Source organism: Pseudomonas sp. ICMP 561 (assembly GCF_002699985.1).
In the GTDB taxonomy this organism is placed as follows: domain Bacteria; phylum Pseudomonadota; class Gammaproteobacteria; order Pseudomonadales; family Pseudomonadaceae; genus Aquipseudomonas; species Aquipseudomonas quasicaspiana.
Map to the genome: position 1 here is coordinate 32,440 of NZ_LKBT01000001.1, position 18,583 is coordinate 51,022.

General features: G+C 59.1%; 17 protein-coding genes. 11 read left to right on the top strand and 6 right to left on the bottom strand.

Annotated elements, in window-relative coordinates; translation table 11 throughout:
- Positions 1-77: 77 nt before the first annotated feature.
- Positions 78-578, bottom strand: a complete 501-nt coding sequence (locus AO242_RS00150; protein WP_099267220.1) for a GNAT family N-acetyltransferase — start codon at positions 576-578, stop codon at positions 78-80.
- A gap of 41 nt (positions 579-619) precedes the next feature.
- Positions 620-1,504, bottom strand: coding sequence for a LysR family transcriptional regulator (locus AO242_RS00155; RefSeq protein WP_099267221.1), 885 nt, complete (start codon positions 1,502-1,504; stop codon positions 620-622).
- Positions 1,505-1,771: 267 nt separating this feature from the next.
- On the opposite strand from AO242_RS00155, the gene AO242_RS00160 reads away from it, so the two are divergent.
- Positions 1,772-2,242, top strand: a complete 471-nt coding sequence (locus tag AO242_RS00160) for a multidrug/biocide efflux PACE transporter (protein WP_099267222.1) — start codon at positions 1,772-1,774, stop codon at positions 2,240-2,242.
- On the opposite strand, the gene AO242_RS00165 is transcribed toward AO242_RS00160, so the two are convergent.
- Positions 2,145-3,113: a LysR substrate-binding domain-containing protein gene (locus tag AO242_RS00165; protein ID WP_099267223.1), complete on the bottom strand. Its 969-nt coding sequence runs from the start codon at positions 3,111-3,113 to the stop codon at positions 2,145-2,147. The two genes, AO242_RS00160 and AO242_RS00165, sit on opposite strands and share 98 nt — an antisense overlap.
- Positions 3,114-3,291: 178 nt before the next feature.
- Here AO242_RS00165 and AO242_RS00170 point away from each other — a divergent pair, with 178 nt between their 5' ends.
- The 9 genes from AO242_RS00170 (at position 3,292) to AO242_RS00210 (ending at position 13,227) form a co-directional block, all read left to right on the top strand.
- Positions 3,292-4,812: an ABC transporter substrate-binding protein gene (locus tag AO242_RS00170; protein ID WP_099267224.1), complete on the top strand. Its 1,521-nt coding sequence runs from the start codon at positions 3,292-3,294 to the stop codon at positions 4,810-4,812.
- A gap of 86 nt (positions 4,813-4,898) precedes the next feature.
- A complete protein-coding gene (locus AO242_RS00175) occupies positions 4,899-5,816 on the top strand; it encodes an ABC transporter permease (protein WP_027902510.1) in 918 nt (305 codons plus the stop codon).
- Positions 5,817-5,985: 169 nt separating this feature from the next.
- The gene (locus AO242_RS00180; protein WP_099267225.1) at positions 5,986-6,891 is read left to right on the top strand and encodes an ABC transporter permease; all 906 of its coding nucleotides are present in this window, start codon (positions 5,986-5,988) and stop codon (positions 6,889-6,891) included.
- A gap of 16 nt (positions 6,892-6,907) precedes the next feature.
- Positions 6,908-7,924, top strand: a complete 1,017-nt coding sequence (locus AO242_RS00185; protein ID WP_099267226.1) for an ABC transporter ATP-binding protein — start codon at positions 6,908-6,910, stop codon at positions 7,922-7,924.
- The gene (locus AO242_RS00190; RefSeq protein WP_099267227.1) at positions 7,921-8,910 is read left to right on the top strand and encodes an ABC transporter ATP-binding protein; all 990 of its coding nucleotides are present in this window, start codon (positions 7,921-7,923) and stop codon (positions 8,908-8,910) included. The genes AO242_RS00185 and AO242_RS00190 overlap by 4 nt, the downstream gene beginning before the upstream one ends.
- On the top strand, positions 8,907-10,331 hold the full coding sequence (locus AO242_RS00195) for a M20 family metallopeptidase (protein WP_099267228.1): 1,425 nt from the start codon (positions 8,907-8,909) through the stop codon (positions 10,329-10,331). Before AO242_RS00190 ends, AO242_RS00195 begins: the two co-directional genes overlap by 4 nt.
- On the top strand, positions 10,328-11,482 hold the full coding sequence (locus AO242_RS00200; protein ID WP_099267229.1) for a M20 family metallopeptidase: 1,155 nt from the start codon (positions 10,328-10,330) through the stop codon (positions 11,480-11,482). The genes AO242_RS00195 and AO242_RS00200 overlap by 4 nt, the downstream gene beginning before the upstream one ends.
- Before the next feature lie 109 nt (positions 11,483-11,591).
- Entirely contained in the window at positions 11,592-12,029 is a 438-nt protein-coding gene (locus AO242_RS00205; RefSeq protein ID WP_099267230.1) for a carboxymuconolactone decarboxylase family protein, read from the top strand.
- Between the two features lie 364 nt (positions 12,030-12,393).
- The gene (locus AO242_RS00210) at positions 12,394-13,227 is read left to right on the top strand and encodes a PhzF family phenazine biosynthesis protein (protein ID WP_099267231.1); all 834 of its coding nucleotides are present in this window, start codon (positions 12,394-12,396) and stop codon (positions 13,225-13,227) included.
- A 1-nt stretch (position 13,228) separates the two neighbouring features.
- Here AO242_RS00210 and AO242_RS00215 read toward each other — a convergent pair whose 3' ends face one another.
- Positions 13,229-14,380: an MFS transporter gene (locus tag AO242_RS00215; protein WP_099267232.1), complete on the bottom strand. Its 1,152-nt coding sequence runs from the start codon at positions 14,378-14,380 to the stop codon at positions 13,229-13,231.
- Positions 14,381-14,698: 318 nt separating this feature from the next.
- Between AO242_RS00215 and rarD the strand changes: the two genes are divergently transcribed.
- Positions 14,699-15,577 carry an EamA family transporter RarD gene (gene rarD, locus AO242_RS00220; RefSeq protein WP_099267233.1) on the top strand — a complete coding sequence of 293 codons (879 nt, stop codon included), beginning with the start codon at positions 14,699-14,701 and terminating at the stop codon, positions 15,575-15,577.
- Here rarD and zapE read toward each other — a convergent pair whose 3' ends face one another.
- Positions 15,578-16,693, bottom strand: coding sequence for a cell division protein ZapE (gene zapE / locus AO242_RS00225; RefSeq protein WP_099267234.1), 1,116 nt, complete (start codon positions 16,691-16,693; stop codon positions 15,578-15,580).
- A gap of 302 nt (positions 16,694-16,995) precedes the next feature.
- Positions 16,996-17,958: a DUF4145 domain-containing protein gene (locus AO242_RS00230; RefSeq protein WP_099267235.1), complete on the bottom strand. Its 963-nt coding sequence runs from the start codon at positions 17,956-17,958 to the stop codon at positions 16,996-16,998.
- Between the last annotated feature and the right edge of the window lie 625 nt (positions 17,959-18,583).

The window sequence follows — 18,583 nt, forward strand, 5'->3', positions numbered from 1 at the left end:
GGGCCAGTACCTTCACTGCATTCTCTGATCAGGAATAATGTCCTCCCGGCTAAAGCCGGTCCTACGGGCGCAGGTTCCTAAACCAACCCGCACTCCATATGCGTCGTCTGCCACACCGGATCGCTTTCCACGTCCACGACCCGGAAACCCTGCCGCTCCCAGAAGCCAATCGCCCCCGGTAAAAACGGATGGGTGTGCAGGTAAAGCACATCCACACCCTGTTCAACGGCACGCGCCTTGAGGGCAAGGAAGATCGTGGTCGCCAGCCCTGAACGACGAAACTCCGGGATCACAAACAACCGAACGATTTCCATCACCTTGCGCTGCCCGTAATCCAACTGCGGGAATCGACCGTCATACGGCAAGTAGCCAATTGCAGCGACTATTTCCCCGTGGCTCCGGGCAATCAGAAACCGGCCACCGCCCTCCTCGCTGTAGACCTGAGCAAACTGCGCCAGATCTGCGGGCATGCCTGCCAGGTCGAGCTTCGGGAAGATTTCCGCACGGGCTTGCAGGACAAAATCCACGACGGAGGGGATGTCTTGAGGTTCTACAGAAACAATTTCTACGGCAGCCATATTCAGCGTTCGGTCAGCGAATGGAGCGTCATCCTAGCTGATCACTCGCCGCGATGCCGGGTGAACGTTTCCAGTAACCAGGCGCCCGCTGGCCCGAGGCTGCGTTGTCGTGACCAGATGATGTCCACCGCAGAACTGCGTGGCCAACCCGGCACGTCGAGCTCCTTGAGCTTGCCGCTGGCATAGCCCGACACCAGCCAGCGCGGCAGCGCCGCCCAACCGAAGCCGAATGCAGCCATGTCCATCAGCAACAAATAGTTGGGTGCCGACCATGGACGATGGCCGCTGATGGGCAAGTCATCGGTGGGGACGCTTTGGTCCACCAACGTGTTCAAGCGCAACGCCCGGTACTGGGCCAGATGCTGATAGTCGACCTGCGCCTGCTGAGCCAAGGGATGCTTGTGCGCCACGAACAAGCCGAAGTCGGCACGCTCGGCAATCGTCGCGTAACCGACTTCAGGCGGATAGCTGGCCTGTGCCGATAGCAGTCCAAGAGACGCGCGCCCTGATTGAATCAGGCTAATGGCGTCACCGTGCTCGGCAAACACACACTCCAGCTCCAGCTCGGGGAAGCGCTGGTCGAGCTCAGCCATGCGGATTTCGAAATCGGCAAACTGATTGGCGTCGGACAGCACCAGCGTCAGGCGCGGCTCCATGCCGTCGGCCAGACGTCCGGCAGCGCGGCGCAGTTTGTCGGAGGCGGACAACACATCTTCGATACGTCCGAGCATGGCCCTGCCTGCTTCGGTCAGGGCCGGATGTTTTGAAGAGCGATCGAACAGCTCAAGACCCAAGTCGATTTCCAGACGGGCGATGGCCTCACTGATCGTCGACTGACTCTTGCCCAAACGCCGCGCCGCTGCGCTGAAAGAACCCAGTGCGACCGTCTGGGCAAAAGCTTCCAGGGCTTCCGGGGAATAACTCATCTGAACCTCGTATCGGTTTTACCGATGGAAACGATTTTCACTTTAACGCAGGGGCCGATGACAATGCACGTCATCGCAAGAGCCGTACTCACTGACACCACGCCACGGCACAAAAAACACGCTGCCCCGTAGGACTGGCTTTAGCCGGGAGAGCGGCATTCCAGACGAAGGAAATGTGTGAATGTGAAAACGCCCTCCCGGCTAAAGCCGGTCCTACGGAAATGGGCGTTTATCTGGAATTCGTATTCGCTTCGAGAGGCCAACTCTATGCCAACCAAATCCATCAAGGAACGCGCCTTCCACGCGCTTCTTTTCGAAATCATCGGCGTGCTGCTGTTTGCGCCCCTGCTCGCCTGGGCCATGGGTCATTCGCTGGCGAAAATGGGCGCGATGACCGTCATGATCTCCACCGTGGCCATGCTCTGGAACATGCTGTTCAATGCCATGTTCGATGGCCTGCGCCGCAAATGGGGCTTCAAGCTGTCATTCGGGACCCGCATGTTGCATGCGTTGGGTTTCGAGAGCGGCCTGATTCTGGTGATCGTGCCGTTAGCAGCGTGGTGGCTGTCGATCAGCCTGCTGGAAGCCTTTTTGCTGGATATCGGTCTGCTGTTGCTGTTCTTGCCGTACACCCTGATCTTCAACTGGGCATACGACGCTCTTCGGGAACGTGTAATCCAGCGCCGCCAGCCTGATCGCCAGCGGTTTTCGCCAACTCGGCGATCAGAAAATCCCTGAAGGCAGACACGGCAGCCGGCAGGTTACGACCGGCCATGCTTTGCATCTCGATTCGCCGTGCCTGCATGCCTTCGTCGAGAATCGGCAGGCACCGCAATTCTTTGCCCACCACCTGCTTGTGCAGGGTCATCTCACTGGAAAGGCTGATACCGCCCTCCTCACGCACAAAGCTGTACAGCGCGCCGATGTAATTGCTGGTCAGCACCGGCTCGAACATCAGGCCCTGCACCCCGCAGCAGATATCGAACAGTTGTCGCAAGGTCGTGTCAGGTCTGGGTAGTGCAATCGGGTAAGGCTGCAGTTCGGCAAGACTGACAGCGTCGCGTTCGGCCAGGGGATGGGAGTTGGCAACTACCGCAAAAATCGCCCCGCTCATCACGTGCTCGACGCAGATTTCCTTTTGCGGCGTCAGGCTGAACGTCAGCGCCAGATCAGCCTCGCCGGAACGCACTTTCTCTGTGGCTTCAGCCGGTGCGCACACCTCCAGCGTGAAGTGAATGCCCTGATACTCGCGCCGAAATGCAGCGATGCTGTGGGGCATGTAATCCAGCGCAAAGCCTTCCGAACAGGCGATGTGTACGTGCCCGCGTTGCAGGCCGTGCAGTTCGGTAATCTCCAACACCACCTGCTCGGCTTCCAGTTGCGATTTGCGCGCATACGCCGCGAGTCGCGTGCCTGCCTCACTGAGCACCATGCCTCGGGCGCGGCGCTCGAACAGCGTGGCGTCCAAGGCGAGTTCAAGCTTGGTGATCTGCCGACTCACCGCAGAGGCTGCGACGTTCAGGCGCATGGACGCTTCGCTGATGGAACCGCAACGCGCCACTTCAAGGAAATAGCGTAGGGCTGTGGATTGCACGCCATACAACTGCATCAGTACCTCCATGTATTGCCTTTTCGGCAAAGCAAGTATCGAAAGATTGTGCTTGTGGCATTGGTAAACCATCGCCTACATTCGTGTCCACACCAAAAAGAACATTGCCTGATTTCCTTTCCGCATTTGCGAACAGCTGCCCTTTGATTCAACCACTCTCGCCAACGGAGACGACGGCATGGGCATCAAAGGTTTCGCTTTCAGTATTGCGCTGCTGGGCTCCATCAGCAGCTTCCCGGCCCACGCCGGTAAAGCCAACGACACACTGGTTTACGCTTCCGACAGCGAACCTGAAAACATCAGCCCTTATCACAACGACCTGCGCGAAGGCGTGATTCTCGGTCGGCTGATCTGGGACAACCTGGTGTACCGCGATCCCAAAAGCGGCGAATACAAACCCATGCTGGCCAACAGCTGGAAACAGGTTGACGACACCACCATCGATTTCGAACTGCGCAAAGGCGTCAAATTTCACAACGGCGACCCATTCACCGCCGACGACGTGGTGTTCACCCTCAACTACGTCGTGTCGCCCGAAGCCAAAGTCGTTACTGTGCAAAACGTCGACTGGATCAAGAGCGCCGAAAAAACCGGTGACTACAGCGTCCGTCTCCACCTGAAAAAACCTTTCCCGCCCGCCCTCGAATACCTGTCCAACGCCGTCCCGATGTTTCCGAAAAACTATTTCGAGAAAGTCGGCATGGCTGAATTCAGCCGCAAACCGATTGGCACCGGCCCGTACAAAGCCGTGTCGGTTGTAGCGGGTGAAGGCGTGACCATGGACATCAACAAGGACTACTTCAAAGACAGCCCCCAGGGCCTGCCGCACATCGGCCACATCAAATTCCGGGTGATCCCGGACGCCGAAACTCGTCTGGCGGAGCTGATGACCGGCGGTGTCGACTGGGTGTGGCGCGTGGCACCGGATCAGTCGGAGAACCTCAAAGGCATGCCGAACCTGACCGTGACCAGCGGCGAGACCATGCGTATCGGTTTCCTGATTCTCGATGCTCGCGGCACTTCCAGCGAAAACTCGCCGATGAAGAACCTCAAGGTGCGTCAGGCGATCAACCACGCCATCAACCGTGACGGGCTGGCTTCGCAACTGGTGGGCGGTGAAGCCAAACCGCTGCAGGTGGCGTGCTACCCAGGGCAATTCGGTTGCGATACCACCGCAGCGACGGTCTACAACTATGACCCGGCCAAGGCCAAGGCGCTGCTTGCGGAAGCCGGTTACCCGAACGGTTTCGAGACAGAAATTTTCGCCTACCGCGACCGTGATTACGTTGAAGCCATCATCGGTAACCTGCGTGCTGTGGGCATCAACGCCAAGCTGCGCTACCTGAAGTACGCTGCCTTGCGCGATCAGCAACGTGGCGGCAAAGTGCCGATGTCGTTCCAGGCCTGGGGTTCGTTCTCGATCCTCGATACCTCCGCTTCAGCCGGTACGTGGTTCAAAGGCAACCCGGACGACAACATCAAGGACCCGCAAGTCCAGGGCTGGCTGCAAACCGCTGACAACGCCCTCGACCCGCAAGTGCGCAAAGACAACTACCGCAAGGCGTTGCAGCGCATCAGCGAGCAGGCCTACTGGGCGCCGCTGTTCAACTACTCGATGAACTACGCCTACACCTCGGAACTTGAGTTCACGCCGTACCCGGACGAGTTGCCGCGCTTCGTGCTGTCCAGCTGGAAATAACCCGCAACCATCGTTGCCGTGGCGCTACGTGATCGCGCCACGGCATACCTCCACTTTTTCAGCTAATGGATACGAGGAAACTTGCCATGCTTGGGTTCCTTCTGCGTCGTCTGGGCATCGCCGTGTGCGTTGCGATTACCGTGTCGATCATCAGTTTTTCTCTTCTGCACCTGTCCGGTGACCTGGCCACTGCCATTGGCGGGCCGGAAGCCAGCAGCGAACAAATCGAGCAGATCCGCGTGCAGTACGGTTTGGACAAGCCTTTGCCAACCCAGTACTTCAACTGGCTGGGCGACTTGCTGCGGCTTGATCTGGGCGATTCTTTTTTCTTTCAGGAATCGGTCTACAACCTGATCGCCAGCCGTTTGCCGATCACCTTGAGTCTGGGTGCCATGGCGCTGGGCATTGCGTTGGTGGTGGCCATTCCGCTGGGTGTTCTGGCTGCGGTCAAACGTGACACCTGGATTGACCGTCTGGCGTTGAGCATCGCCGTACTCGGTCAGGCCATGCCGAGTTTCTGGTTTGCGCTGATGCTGATCGTGGTGTTCGCCGTCACCCTGAAATGGCTACCGGTGTCAGGCAACTCGACGTTCCTGCACTTCGTGATGCCGGCCATTGCGCTGGGTTATTACGCAACACCGGCGATCATGCGCCTGACTCGCGCAGGCATGCTGGATGTACTCAATTCCGACTACATCCGCACCGCCCGCGCCAAGGGCTTGCGCCCGGCGCGGGTGTTGTTCAAGCACGCGTTGCGCAATGCGCTGATTCCGGTGGTGGCGCTGGCCGCTGTGGAGTTCGGTTTCATGCTTGGCGGCTCGGTGGTGATCGAAACCGTGTTCTCCCTGCAAGGCGTCGGGCAACTCGCCTGGGACGCCATCGCCCGCGATGACTTCCCCGTGGTGCAAGCCGTGGTCCTGCTGATCGCAGTGATCTACATCATCCTCACCTTGCTGGCCGACGTGCTCAACGCACTGCTCGACCCGCGCATTCGTGTGCGCTAGGAGGCTTGAATATGTCCCAACATCGCATAATCCGTAGGACTGGCTTTAGCCGGGAGAGCGGCCTCCCTGACGAGAAATATGCATTGAATGCCCTGCCCTGCTCGCGGCTAAAGCCGCTCCTACTACAAGTGAGCCCAGTTAGTCTGGCGCTACCAGACAGGAGGCTCCCATGAGCACACCCGCCGCCCCTCTCGCCATCAACGACTACCTGCCGCCCCCCAGCAGTCTCAGCCGGGTACTGGGCAAAAGCTTTCGCCATCGCGGTTTTGCGATTGGCATGGTGTTGCTGATGATCATCTTCATCGGCGCGCTGTTCGCGCCATGGCTGGCGCCATATGACCCTTACGTCCAGGACGTGATGCTGCGCATGAAACCGCCAGTCTGGATGGCCAATGGCACATGGGAATACCCGCTGGGTACCGACAAGCTGGGCCGTGATTACCTGTCGCGGCTGCTCTACGGCGCGCGTATCTCGCTGTTCATCGGCGTCGCCGCAGCACTGATCTCCGGTTTCATCGGCACGGTCATGGGTCTGCTCGCCGGTTACTACGGCGGCAAGGTCGATGCCTTCATCAGCTACCTGATTACTACGCGCCTGGCGATGCCGGTGGTGATGGTTGCACTGGCTTCGGCTTCACTGATGGGCGGGTCATTGAAAGTCGTGATTGTGCTGCTCGGCTGCCTTTTGTGGGATCGCTTCGCGGTGGTGGTCCGGGCGTCGGTGCAGCAGATTCGCGATGCTGAATACGTTGCGTCGGCCCAGGCACTGGGCTGCTCGACCCTGCGCATTCTGGCCAGTGAAATCCTGCCCAATCTGGTCGGCGCGCTGATCGTGGTCGCCACCCTGGAAATGGCCCACGCGATCCTGCTGGAGTCAGCGCTGTCGTTCCTCGGTGTCGGCGTGCAACCGCCCACCCCGTCGTGGGGGCTGATGATCGCCGAAGGCAAACCCTACATGTTCTTTTCCCCGTGGGTCATCGCCATTCCCGGCGTCGCCCTGATGATTCTGGTGCTGGGCATCAACCTGGTCGGCGACGGTCTGCGCGACCTGATCCTGCCCGACGGCCGCAACTGATAGAGGAGCCACGAACATGGCACTACTCCACGTTGAAAACCTGCGCGTCGACATCCCCATGGGCAACAGCCCGACGCCGGATGACATGCTGCACGCCGTGCGCGGCCTGGACTTTGAAGTCGAGCGCGGCGAGATGCTGTGCATCGTCGGCGAGTCCGGTTGTGGCAAATCCCTGACGTCGCTGGCGCTGATGGACCTGCTGCCACGCAAGGCCAAACGCACCGCAACCCGCCTGACGCTGGACGGCATCGACATGCTCACCCAGAGCGAGCGGCGCATGTGCGACCTGCGCGGCAACCGACTGGCGATGATCTTTCAGGAGCCCATGACCTCGCTGAACCCGGCCTACAGCATTGGCGATCAGCTCAGTGAAGTACTGACCCAGCACCGCAAGGTGTCACGCAAAGACGCTCTGGCCCGCGCCGCGCAAATGCTGGAAAAAGTCGGCATCAGCAACGCCACCGAACGGCTCGGTCAGTACCCGCACCAGCTCTCCGGCGGCCTGCGCCAGCGGGTGATCATCGCCATGGCCTTGATGTGCGAACCGGACCTGATCATCGCCGACGAACCGACGACGGCGCTGGACGTGACGATTCAGGCGCAAATCCTGCGGCTGATCCGCGACATTCAGAAAGAATTCGGTCTGGCGGTGATTTTCATCACCCACGACCTGGGTCTGGTGGCGCGGATCGCCGACCGTGTCGCGGTGATGTACGCCGGGGAAATCGTCGAAACCGCTCCCGCCCTGCAACTCTTCGAAAACCCGCAGCATCCTTACACCAAGGGCTTGCTGGCGAGTATCCCGATCCCCGGCAAGACCAAACCGGGTGAAGCGCTGGGTTCAATTCCGGGTCTGGTGCCCAGTCTGGTCGGTGAACAACAAGGCTGTGCGTTCCGTAACCGTTGCGGTCAGGCCGTTGATGCCTGCGCCCAGAACATTCCCGAAATAATGCGAGATGGCCACATGGCTCGCTGTCTGTTTGCAGCGCCGGGTCCGGAGCCGATTCGGCAGATGGAGAGTGTACGGTCATGAAAAAGGACATCGCTCTTGAGCTGTGCGACATCCGTCGCGAGTTCCGCATGAACAAAGGCTTCTTCAAAGCCCCCGCCACCCTCAAGGCTGTCGACGGCGTATCGCTGCGGCTTATGCGCGGCGAAACCCTCGGGCTGGTGGGCGAATCCGGGTGCGGTAAAAGCACCCTGGCGAAGATGCTACTCGGCCTGCTGCCGCCCACCAGTGGTGATGTACTGGTCAATGGCAAACATTTGGCCGCCACCGATCGCAAGGAAATGTCCCGGCACATCCAGCCGATTTTCCAGGACCCGTATTCGTCGCTGAACCCGCGCAAAACACTGCGGGAAATCGTCACCCTGCCGCTGATCGTTCACGGCATCGGCACCACTGCCGAGCGCCGTAAAAAGACTGAAGAGATGCTCGACGTGGTGGGCCTGCCCAAGCGCGTCATCGACAGCTACCCGAGCCAGCTGTCCGGTGGCCAACGTCAGCGGGTGGCGATTGCCCGCGCCTTGATCATGCGTCCGGACGTGCTGATCTGCGACGAACCCACTTCCGCGCTGGACGTTTCAGTGCAGGCGCAGATCCTCAACCTGCTGCAGGATCTCAAGCGCGAATTCGGCCTGACCTACCTGCTGATCAGCCACAACCTGGCGGTCATCGAACACTTGGCTGATCGCGTGGCGGTGATGTATCTGGGGCGTATCGTCGAAGAACGCACCCGTGAGTCCTTGTTCGCTGAACCCGGCCACCCTTACACCCGTGCGCTGCTGGATTCGGTGCTCACGCCCGATGCGCGTTTGGGCATACCCGACATCGGCCTGCACGGTACTTTCCCCAACCCGATGTCGCCGCCGTCCGGTTGCGCGTTTCACCCGCGCTGCCCCAGCTGTTTCGCACCCTGCAAGACGGCCTACCCGGCCAATGATTCGATCATCGGCGGCAAAGTGCGCTGCCACCTCCACGACAGTCCTGCCCAAACTTTGGAGCTCGTCCACTCATGAGTCGTTCACAGGCCATCAGCTACACCACCGAGCAGTTCGACAACGGCGCATTCCTGTCCCTGCTCGAACGCAGCGTCGCTCTGCACACTGAAAGCCAGATCCCGGATCAGCTGCCAGAGCTCTATCGCTACCTCAAGGAATTCATCACGCCCCACGTCGAAGCACTGGGCTTCAGTGTGCAGATCTACGACAACCCGCTGCCCAAGCGCGGCCCACTGCTGATCGCCACTCGCATTGAAGACCCGGCATTGCCGACGGTGCTCAGCTATGGCCACGGCGATGTAGTCAACGGCTATGACGCACAGTGGCGTGAAGGCCTGTCGCCGTGGGAGGTCAAGGTCGATGGCGAGCGCTGGTACGGTCGCGGCACCGCGGACAACAAGGGTCAGCACTTGATCAACCTGACGGCACTGGAGCAGACACTCAAGGCTCGCGACGGCAAGCTGGGTTTCAACGTCAAACTGCTGCTGGAAATGGGCGAAGAGGACGGCTCGCCGGGATTGCGCGCGTTCTGCGAAGCGCATCCTGAAGAACTCAAGGCTGACGTGTTCATCGCCTCCGACGGCCCGCGTCTGGCGGCTTCGCGCCCGACGATCTTTCTCGGTTCCAGGGGCGTGTTCAACTTCGAACTTAGCGTCAACCTTCGTGAAGGCGCACACCATTCCGGCAACTGGGGCGGCCTGCTGTCCAACCCCGGCATCATCCTGGCCAACGCCATTGCCAGCATGGTCGATCAACAGGGCCGGGTGAAAATCCCTGCGTTGATGCCCAAGGAAGTGCCCGAAGCCGTGCGCCTGGCGCTGGCGGATATTGAAGTCGGTGGCGGTCCCGGCGACCCGGAAATCGACCCGAACTGGGGCAACCCCGAGTTGACCCTGAGCGAGAAAGTCTTCGGCTGGAACACCCTCGACGTCATCGCCTTCAAGACTGGCAACCCCGATGCGCCGGTGCATGCGATCCCCGGTAAAGCTAACGCCCACTGCCACATCCGCTTTGTGGTGGACAGCGACTACAACACCTTCATCCCGGCGGTGCGCGCGCACCTGGATGCCCACGGTTTCACTCAGGTGAAAGTCAAACAAGGCCGCATCGACATGATGAACGCCACCCGTCTTGACCCGCAAAGCCCGTGGGTTGGCTGGGCGCTAAACTCCCTGGCTGAAACCACCGGCAAAAAACCGGCCCTGTTGCCTAACCTTGGCGGCTCGCTGCCCAACGACGTCTTCGCTGACGTGCTCGGCTTACCAACGCTCTGGGTGCCGCATTCGTACCCCGCCTGCTCGCAACATGCGCCCAACGAACATTTGCTCGCCCCCGTGGTGAAAGAGAGCCTGCAAATCATGGCCGGGCTGTTCTGGGATCTCGGCGACGATGCTTCGCGATTGACGCAGGAGCATCAACAGCGGGAGCAAGCCAAATGAGCGACGCTCGACAACAGGCGCTGGACTGGCTCGCGGGCCAGGGCGAGGCGATGGAGTCATTGCTGCAACGCATCGTCGACACTGATTCCAACAGCTACGACAAGGCGGGTGTCGATGCCGTGGGCGCACTACTGGCGGCCGAACTGGAAGCAGACGGCATCCTGCTCGAACGCATGCCGGTGGAGGGATTTGGCGATGTGATGCTCGCCGAAGTCTCCGGCGCAGCGGGCAAGCCGGTCTTGCTGCTGGGCCATCGCGACACGGTATTTCCCAAAGGCACCACCACAACCCGGGGTTACAGCCGGGACGCCACCCTTGCTTACGGGCCTGGTGTGGCTGACATGAAAGGCGGCCTGGTTCTCAACTGCTTTGCCCTCAAAGCGCTGAAACGTGCCGGTCTACTGCCCTATCCGGTTCAGGTGCTGTACACCGGTGACGAAGAGATCGGTTCCGGCAGTGCTCGCGGCCATATCGAAACCGCCGCGCGTGCGGCTCGCGCTGTGCTCAACACTGAACCCGGCAGAGCCAGCGGCAACGTAGTCAGCGCTCGTAAAGGCGGCGCTACGTTGATCATCGAAGTCAGCGGCCGCGCCGCGCATTCGGGGGTCAACCATGCCGACGGTGCCAGCGCCATCGAGGCCCTAGCGCGCAAGATCGTCAAGCTGCATGCCTTGACTGACTATCCGGCGGGCATCACCACCAACGTCGGTCTGATGTCCGGCGGCACGTCCAGCAATACTGTCGCGCCCAGTGCCACGGCGAAACTGGATGTACGCTTTATCGAGCTCAAACACTGGGATCAAATATTCGAAGCGATTCAGAAGATCGTCGCCGAAGAAGAATTGCCCGGTACCAGCGCTGTGCTCAAAGAGGCTACGACCTTCCTGCCCATGGAAGCGCAGCACAGCACCCGCTTGCTGGCGCTGTATCAGCAGCAAGCGCAAACACTGGGCTTCAGCGTCGAAGGCGAATTCACCGGTGGTTGTGCCGATTCCGGTTTCACCGCCAGCCTCGGCATTCCAACCCTGTGCGGCCTCGGCCCGGTGGGCGGCAAGGTCCATACCGATCGCGAATACCTGGAACTGGACACCCTCGTGCCCCGCGCCCAGGCATTGGTGGCGACGATTCTGGCCGTGGGTGAAGCCTACTGAGGTAATTGGTCTCTTCGAAACGCCGGGGATTGGCTATCCACACCGCCAGGCCCCGACGTTAAGGTTGGCGCCATCGCCCGATGGGCATTCAACCTAAGAGAACGCCAGCATGAACGAACGCATCCAATGGGCAACCGTCGCCCCTGAAGCCTACCGCGCCATGGCCGCCCTTGAGGCTGCCGTCTGTAAATCCGGGCTGGAAAACTCACTGCTGGAACTGGTCCGGTTGCGCGCCTCGCAAATCAATGGCTGCGCCTTCTGCATCAACAAACACGCCAACGACGCCCGCCGCGCCGGGGAAAAAGAATCGCGCCTGCAAACCGTCAGCGTCTGGCGCGAAACCGCGTTCTTCACCCCTCGGGAAAAAGCCGCGCTGGCCTGGGTCGAAGCCATGACCCTGCTGCCCAATCAGCAAACCTCGCAGGACCAGCACCTGGCCTTGCAAGAGCACTTCAGCGACAGCGAAGTGGTCAACCTCACCCTGGCGATTGCGACCATCAATGCCTGGAACCGCTTCGGTGTCGGGTTCGCGATGGTGCCTGCGTAGCCTGAGCTGAAATACCGCTCCTCTGCGGGAGCGGTGCTTGGGAAAGCGCTGTTTCAAGCGGTACACAGGCTGCGGATGTACCGGCCCCTTCGCGAATGAATTCGCTCCTACCGGGATCTGCGCTTGCAGACCAACATGCATCACCCCGCGCCTGATTCAACACAATTCCTGTAGGAGCTGCCGAAGGCTGCGAAGCGGTGTGTCATGTAAAACGCTTTCGCAGCCTTCGGCAGCTCCTACAGGGATTGTGCGCTGTTCATCCATCGATCAAATTTGCAGATGCTTCACATAAGGACTATTGGTTTGAGTACTCACCCGGCTTTGAGGAAACTCACCGGCGCTTTCACTAAAGGCTCTTACCAACATGACCGACAACGTTATTAAACTGGCTGCATTCAGCGATGGCGACCAAGGCGGCAACCCCGCAGGTGTATGGCTCGGGCACTTTTTGCCGGATGAGGCGACGATGCAGCGGATTGCTACCGAGATTGGCTTTTCCGAAACCGTGTTTGCTGCACCCATCGCCGAGGGATTTCGGGTCCGTTATTTCTCGCCTGAAGCCGAGGTGCCGTTCTGCGGTCACGCGACGATTGCCCTCGGTGCTGCGTTGGCAGGTCACTATGGCGACGGTGTTTTTAACCTGACGCTGAACCAGGCGCAGATCAGCGTCGAAGGTCATGCTCAGGGCGATTTGATTTCGGCAGCCCTGCAATCACCGCCCACTCACAGCGGGCCCATTGATGATGCCTTGCTGCACGAAGCATTGGAGCTGTTCGGCTACGCGCAACACGATCTGGACGCGCGTATTCCACCGGCATTGATCAACGGCGGCGCGCAGCATCTGGTGCTGGTGTTGAACAGTCGGGAAAAACTTCGCGCCATGGAATATGACCAACAGGCCGGGCGTGAGCTGATGACCCGTGCCGGATGGGTCACGATATTGCTGGCGTATGCGGAAAATCTGCAGCTATTCCACACCCGCAATCCGTTCGCTTGGGGCGGCGTGTACGAAGACCCCGCCACTGGCGCTGCAACGGCCGCATTCGCGGGTTACCTGCGCGATCTTGAATGGCCTCACGGTGGGCACATCGACATTGTGCAGGGCGAGGACATGGGCAGTCGCTCACGGATTCGAGCTGAGATTACTGAACTGAAAGGCAGTTCGATCCGGGTTTCCGGCATGGCCCGCAAACTTTAAGTCAGACCTTGAGCCGTGAGCCGCCAATCGCCACGCCGACCAGCATCACGGCGACAACCATGAACGCCACTTCCAGGCTGCTGGCGTGGGCGATGAAGCCAATCGCTGCCGGGCCAATCAGAATCCCGGCATAACCCAACGTGGTCAACGCCGGAACGGCGACGTTCTCGGGCATGCTCTTTTGTCGACCCAACGCGCTGTAACAGACCGGAACGATATTCGAGCAGCCCGCCCCCACCAATGCGTAGCCGAGCAGTGCCGCTTGCCATGACGGTACGAGGGTGGCCAATGCCAACCCGACCGCCGCACACAAGCCGCCAAGAATCACTATTTGCCGTGGGCCGACACGTCGCACTACCGCATCACCGAACAATCGGCCTGCGGTCATGGTCAAGGCAAACACAGCGTAACCCAGCCCCGCATAAGAAGTTTCAACTCCGCGCAGCTCGCTGAGGAACACCGCGCTCCAGTCCAGCATCGCCCCTTCAGATAGAAAGACCGTGAAGCACAGCAGGCCGAGGAACAACACCACGCCTCTCGGGATGGCAAACGGCGGGCCATCGGTTTCGCTGCCGTAATCAAGGAAATGCGGTGCGGCCTTGAGCAACGCGATCAGTAAAACCGCTACGACGACAAACATCGAGACCAAAGGCGACGCGCCCACGCTCAATAACCCTGCAACACCCGCAGCCCCGGCGATGCCGCCCAGGCTGAACAGGCCGTGAAAGCCGGACATCATGGTTTTGCCGCTGGCACGTTCGACGATGATCGCCTGAATATTCACGGCACAATCCAATGCGCCCATCGCCGCGCCAAAAATGAACAGCACAGCAATCAGCGACGGCAAATGCGAAACCGTGGCCAGCAATGGCAGACACAGGCAAATGATCGCCGAGGAAATCAACAGCACCCGACGACAGCCAATCCGCGCAGCCAGTGCACCGGCAAGGGGCATCGCGACAATCGAGCCGACACCCAGACACAGCAACAACAAGCCCAATGTGCCCTCATCCAGCCCGACGCGGGCCTTGGCATACGGAACCAGTGGCGCCCAGGCTGCAATGGCAAAACCGGCAATGAAAAAAGCTACACGGGTGGAGAATTGTTCCTTTCGTCCCGACACAACCGGCGCCGGGGTGCTGATGGAAGTCATGCAGGCTCCTTGAAAACGGCGGACCAAAAGGTCCGGTAATGGAGGGCAGACTAACAAAGGTTGGGGGTTAACCAAATGGGTACGGAGGAATGGGATGTTATCCGTAGGACTGGCTTTAGCCGGGAGGGCATTGTTCCTGCCTCAGGGAATGTTGCGGATGCACTATCGATCTCCCGGCTAAAGCCGGCCCTACGGGTCAATTTTGTGGCTCAGATCCCCCTGTTTAAAGTGAGCTAACAGCTTCTTGGCTTTGAGCTAAACTACGCACCATTTTGAACCGGGCCGCCCTGCAACTGCCCACAACGTAAAGAGGCTGCTGTGTATAAAGGTGTGGTGTTGTCGGTTCTGGCTTCGGTGCTGTTTGGGGTCATGTATTTCTATACATCGCTGCTCAAACCACTGGGCGGGGAAGAGATCTTCGGCTGGCGGATGCTGCTGACGGTGCCGTGCGTGACGGTCTTTCTGTTGTTCAGTGACGATTGGCATCTGGTCAAAAAAATCGCCGGGCGTATCCGCCAGCAACCGACACTGCTGATCGGCATCGCCCTGTGTTCGTTATTGCTGGGCGCGCAATTACTGGTGTTCATGTGGGCCCCCCTGCATGGCCGAAGCCTTCAGGTGTCCATGGGTTATTTCCTGCTGCCGCTGACGATGGTTGTCACTGGACGCATCGTCTATGGCGAGCGTTTGTCGCGGTTGCAAAAGATCGCAGCCTTCTGCGCCATGGTCGGTGTCGCCAACGAGTTGCTCAATCGCGGCAGTTTCGCCTGGGAAACCTTGCTGGTCGCGGTGGGTTACCCGCTGTACTTCGTGCTACGGCGCAAACTGGCCACCGATAATCTTGGCGGCTTGTGGTTCGACATGGCATTCATGTTGCCGATCAGCGTCTGGTTCATCGTCAACGGCGATGCGTCCGTGGTTGAGCAATTCCCGATGCTGTATCTGCTGATTCCAGTGCTGGGTCTGATCAGCGCCTCGGCACTGGTCAGCTACATCGTTGCCAGCCGCCTGCTGCCGTTCAGCCTGTTTGGCCTGCTCAGTTATGTTGAGCCGGTGCTGCTGGTGGGCGTCGCATTGCTGTTGGGCGAGAGCATCGCCCGTGATGAGTGGATGACCTATCTGCCGATCTGGCTGGCGGTGCTGGTGCTGATTTTCGAAGGCTGCAAGCACGTTCTGGTGCAGCGACGCCGAACCTGATTACTGAATGAAGCGTTCCAGTTGCATTTCTTGCAAGCGGCTCAAGGTGCGGCGGAAGGCAAACGACAGATAGCCCTGGGTGTACAGCTCATGCATGGGCACCGCGGCATCGACATATAAAGGCACGCGACGGTCGTAGCATTCGTCCACCAGCGCAATGAAGCGCCGAACGCCGTCGTCGTGGGGCGACAGCTGCGGCAGTTCACGATCTCCAGCCACTACCTGCTCGACTGCGTCCTCAGTGCCACGGGCGATTTTTGCTTCGCGCTGTGGCGCACTCAGGGCCGGAACTTCGCTGAGCAATATCGTCGAGAACCGGTCGCACAGCTCAATGAAATCCATGGCGGCCAATGGTTGTTCGCACAAATCAACGTATCGGCACCACAACACGGAGTCGCTGTGTTTGATGCTGGTGATGCTGCGATGCCCCACAGGCACTGCGCCACTGGACACCGTTTCGTCGCCCTTGAGCGTCTCGAATACGGCAGCCAGCGCGCTGTTCTGCCCCGGTGCGGTAACGAAATACCGCTGATGCAGCAGCCCCGGATGCAAGCGATGATCTTCGCCGCCGTCTACCGTGACGACTTGCATGTAGCGCTGAATGGCTGCAATGGCAGGCAGAAATCGCTCACGGTTATGACCATGGCTGTACAACTGCTCGGGCGGCTGGTTGGAGGTGCAGACCAGCACGACACCTGCTTCGAACATCGCTTGCAGCAAGCCTCCAAGGATGACCGCGTCGCCAATATCCGTGACGAACAGCTCGTCAAAACACATCACCCGCACATCACGTCCCAGCTCCTGAGCCACGACCTTGAGCGGGTTGGAGGTGCCGATCAGTTCGAACATGCGCTTATGCACCCAGCGCATGAAGTGATGAAAATGCTGACGCCGTGCCGGAACGCTCAGGCTCTCGAAAAAGCGATCCATCAACCAGGTTTTGCCCCGCCCCACCGGGCCCCACAGGTACACGCCCTGCGCCGATTTCGGGTTGTCGTTCAGCGCCTGAAAACAGGCCTGCAGCTGTTGAACGGCATGCAACTGCGCGGCGTCCGGCTGAAAACCCAACTGCTCGACGGCCCGCTCGTAGGCCTGCAACGGTGAAACGGCATTCATGGGTAGCGCATCGCTCGGTTGAGTGAGGGGGTGCAAGCATATATGAGCAAGTGAACTGATTGCGATCTGTTGGCTAGTGCAAACCTTGTGGGAGCCGCTCGATCCCAAGGCCCTACGTCGTGGGACCGGCTTTAGCCGGGAAGAGGCCCTTACAGTCACCAAAAATTGATTGTCAGAAATATCGCCTTCCCGGCTAAAGCCGGTCCCACTGGATGGGGTCAACGCATTGGGTTGGGCACGCATGATGGTCATGTCCAAAAATACGTGCCGACGGGGTCAGATCAATGATCGCCGCCTTTGCGCTACTTCGCAGATTCCGGCGCAGCGCCAAGCTGAGGTGCCTGGTTGGACGATGCAGCTCTCAACTCTGGGCTTTCCAGCACCATCGCCGAGAACAGGGTAAGAAACAGATTTTGTTCCTCGTTCTTGACGGCTGGGAGAATTTTTTCCAAGTAAGAACGAGTCTGCTCCATCGACCCAGAGATTGGGAGCGAGTGAAAACTGCTCTGCAGGTTTTCTAGTTTTTCCCAAGAGTCCCGTGCAAATTCCTCAGTCATCCAGCCTTCGTCGAACATCTGCTGGACAAATTCGAAGCTGCGCTCGAACTGCTTGTTCTTGAGGTAGGCCATGGCCAGTTTGTCGATAGCGAGCAGAAAACTCATGATCCTGTCCTCTTCTTCCGTCGTTTCAGGAGGAACAGAATCCAGAGGAATCAACCCTTGATACATCCTTCTAGCATAGGCTTGTCGTGCTTCCTGATGAGCAATGACTCGCGCCTTATACAGGGTGTTTGACTCGATCAGTGGCTCCAGAATCCGCACCCTGTATACCGGTGGCAAGGTGCTCAGCACCGTCGCCAACCAATCCGTCGACATGAGGCCGTGCTTTTTGAGGTACGCCAGAATCGCCCATTCGCAAAGCACATTTAGGGCACTGAGGCCATCACCTATACGTTCGTCCGTAAGGGCTGCATGATTCGCTTGATGGGCGCCGTCATTGCCTAATAGCCTGATGCTGTGAAGCCGCTCAATGACATCGGCAGAAAAGAAGTGGCTAAGCAGGCCGATTCGGGTATTCAAATCACCCCGACGCCACCTAGACTCATCCGCAGGCTCAACGATGTGAACGAAAATCGTTTCGACGATGTTTTCCAAGCAGCTACGGATGCTCGCAACCTTTTGGTAAGGGATCGGAGATTGTTTCTCGTCGAGGTAGTAAACCAACGCAGACTTGGGCATCAGTGGCAGATTCTCAGCTTCCTGCACGGCCAGCTCCTTTTAACGGTCATTAGCGAAGAGGGGGCATTAACGAGAGTTGAGGATACTGAATTGAGATCATGAAAATCACCCCTCGCCACGTCCGTCCCCTTCGAGAACGCGCCCTCAAAATGATGCGCGTGTTACCAGCATGAGCCAGCGGCAAGCACCAATCGCTGGGCAACCGAGAATAGCTGGCTGCCCAAGACCGTTGTACGGGTGAAGATGCTGGTGAGAACGCTTTTGCCTTGCGTTCAAAACTGAGGCGAGATATCCAGGCCACAGTTGACGAGCGAGGCAATGGCGCTGTCAGAGCGCGCAAAGTCATCGGGAATAAACCACACTCCCTCACTCTGTTGTCATTGAGCCGGGTCAAGAAGGCTATCACGAAGTCCGAACGTCCCGACTTTCGGCTTTCGGTGGCAGCTGCAATAGACGGGTCAGTGGCCGTGACCTCAGACCTTTCCTCATTGGTGCCGATCGCCTGCACCACGTCACTCAATGCCGGCCAGTACTTGAGGTCGTACTGGTACTGAAGACACTCTAAGTCCTCTTTCACATAACTCTCGTAGTGATAATTATGCTCAGGCGTGTCGTGCACGATGCCCAGGATGTGGTAGTGGGAGTTCAAACT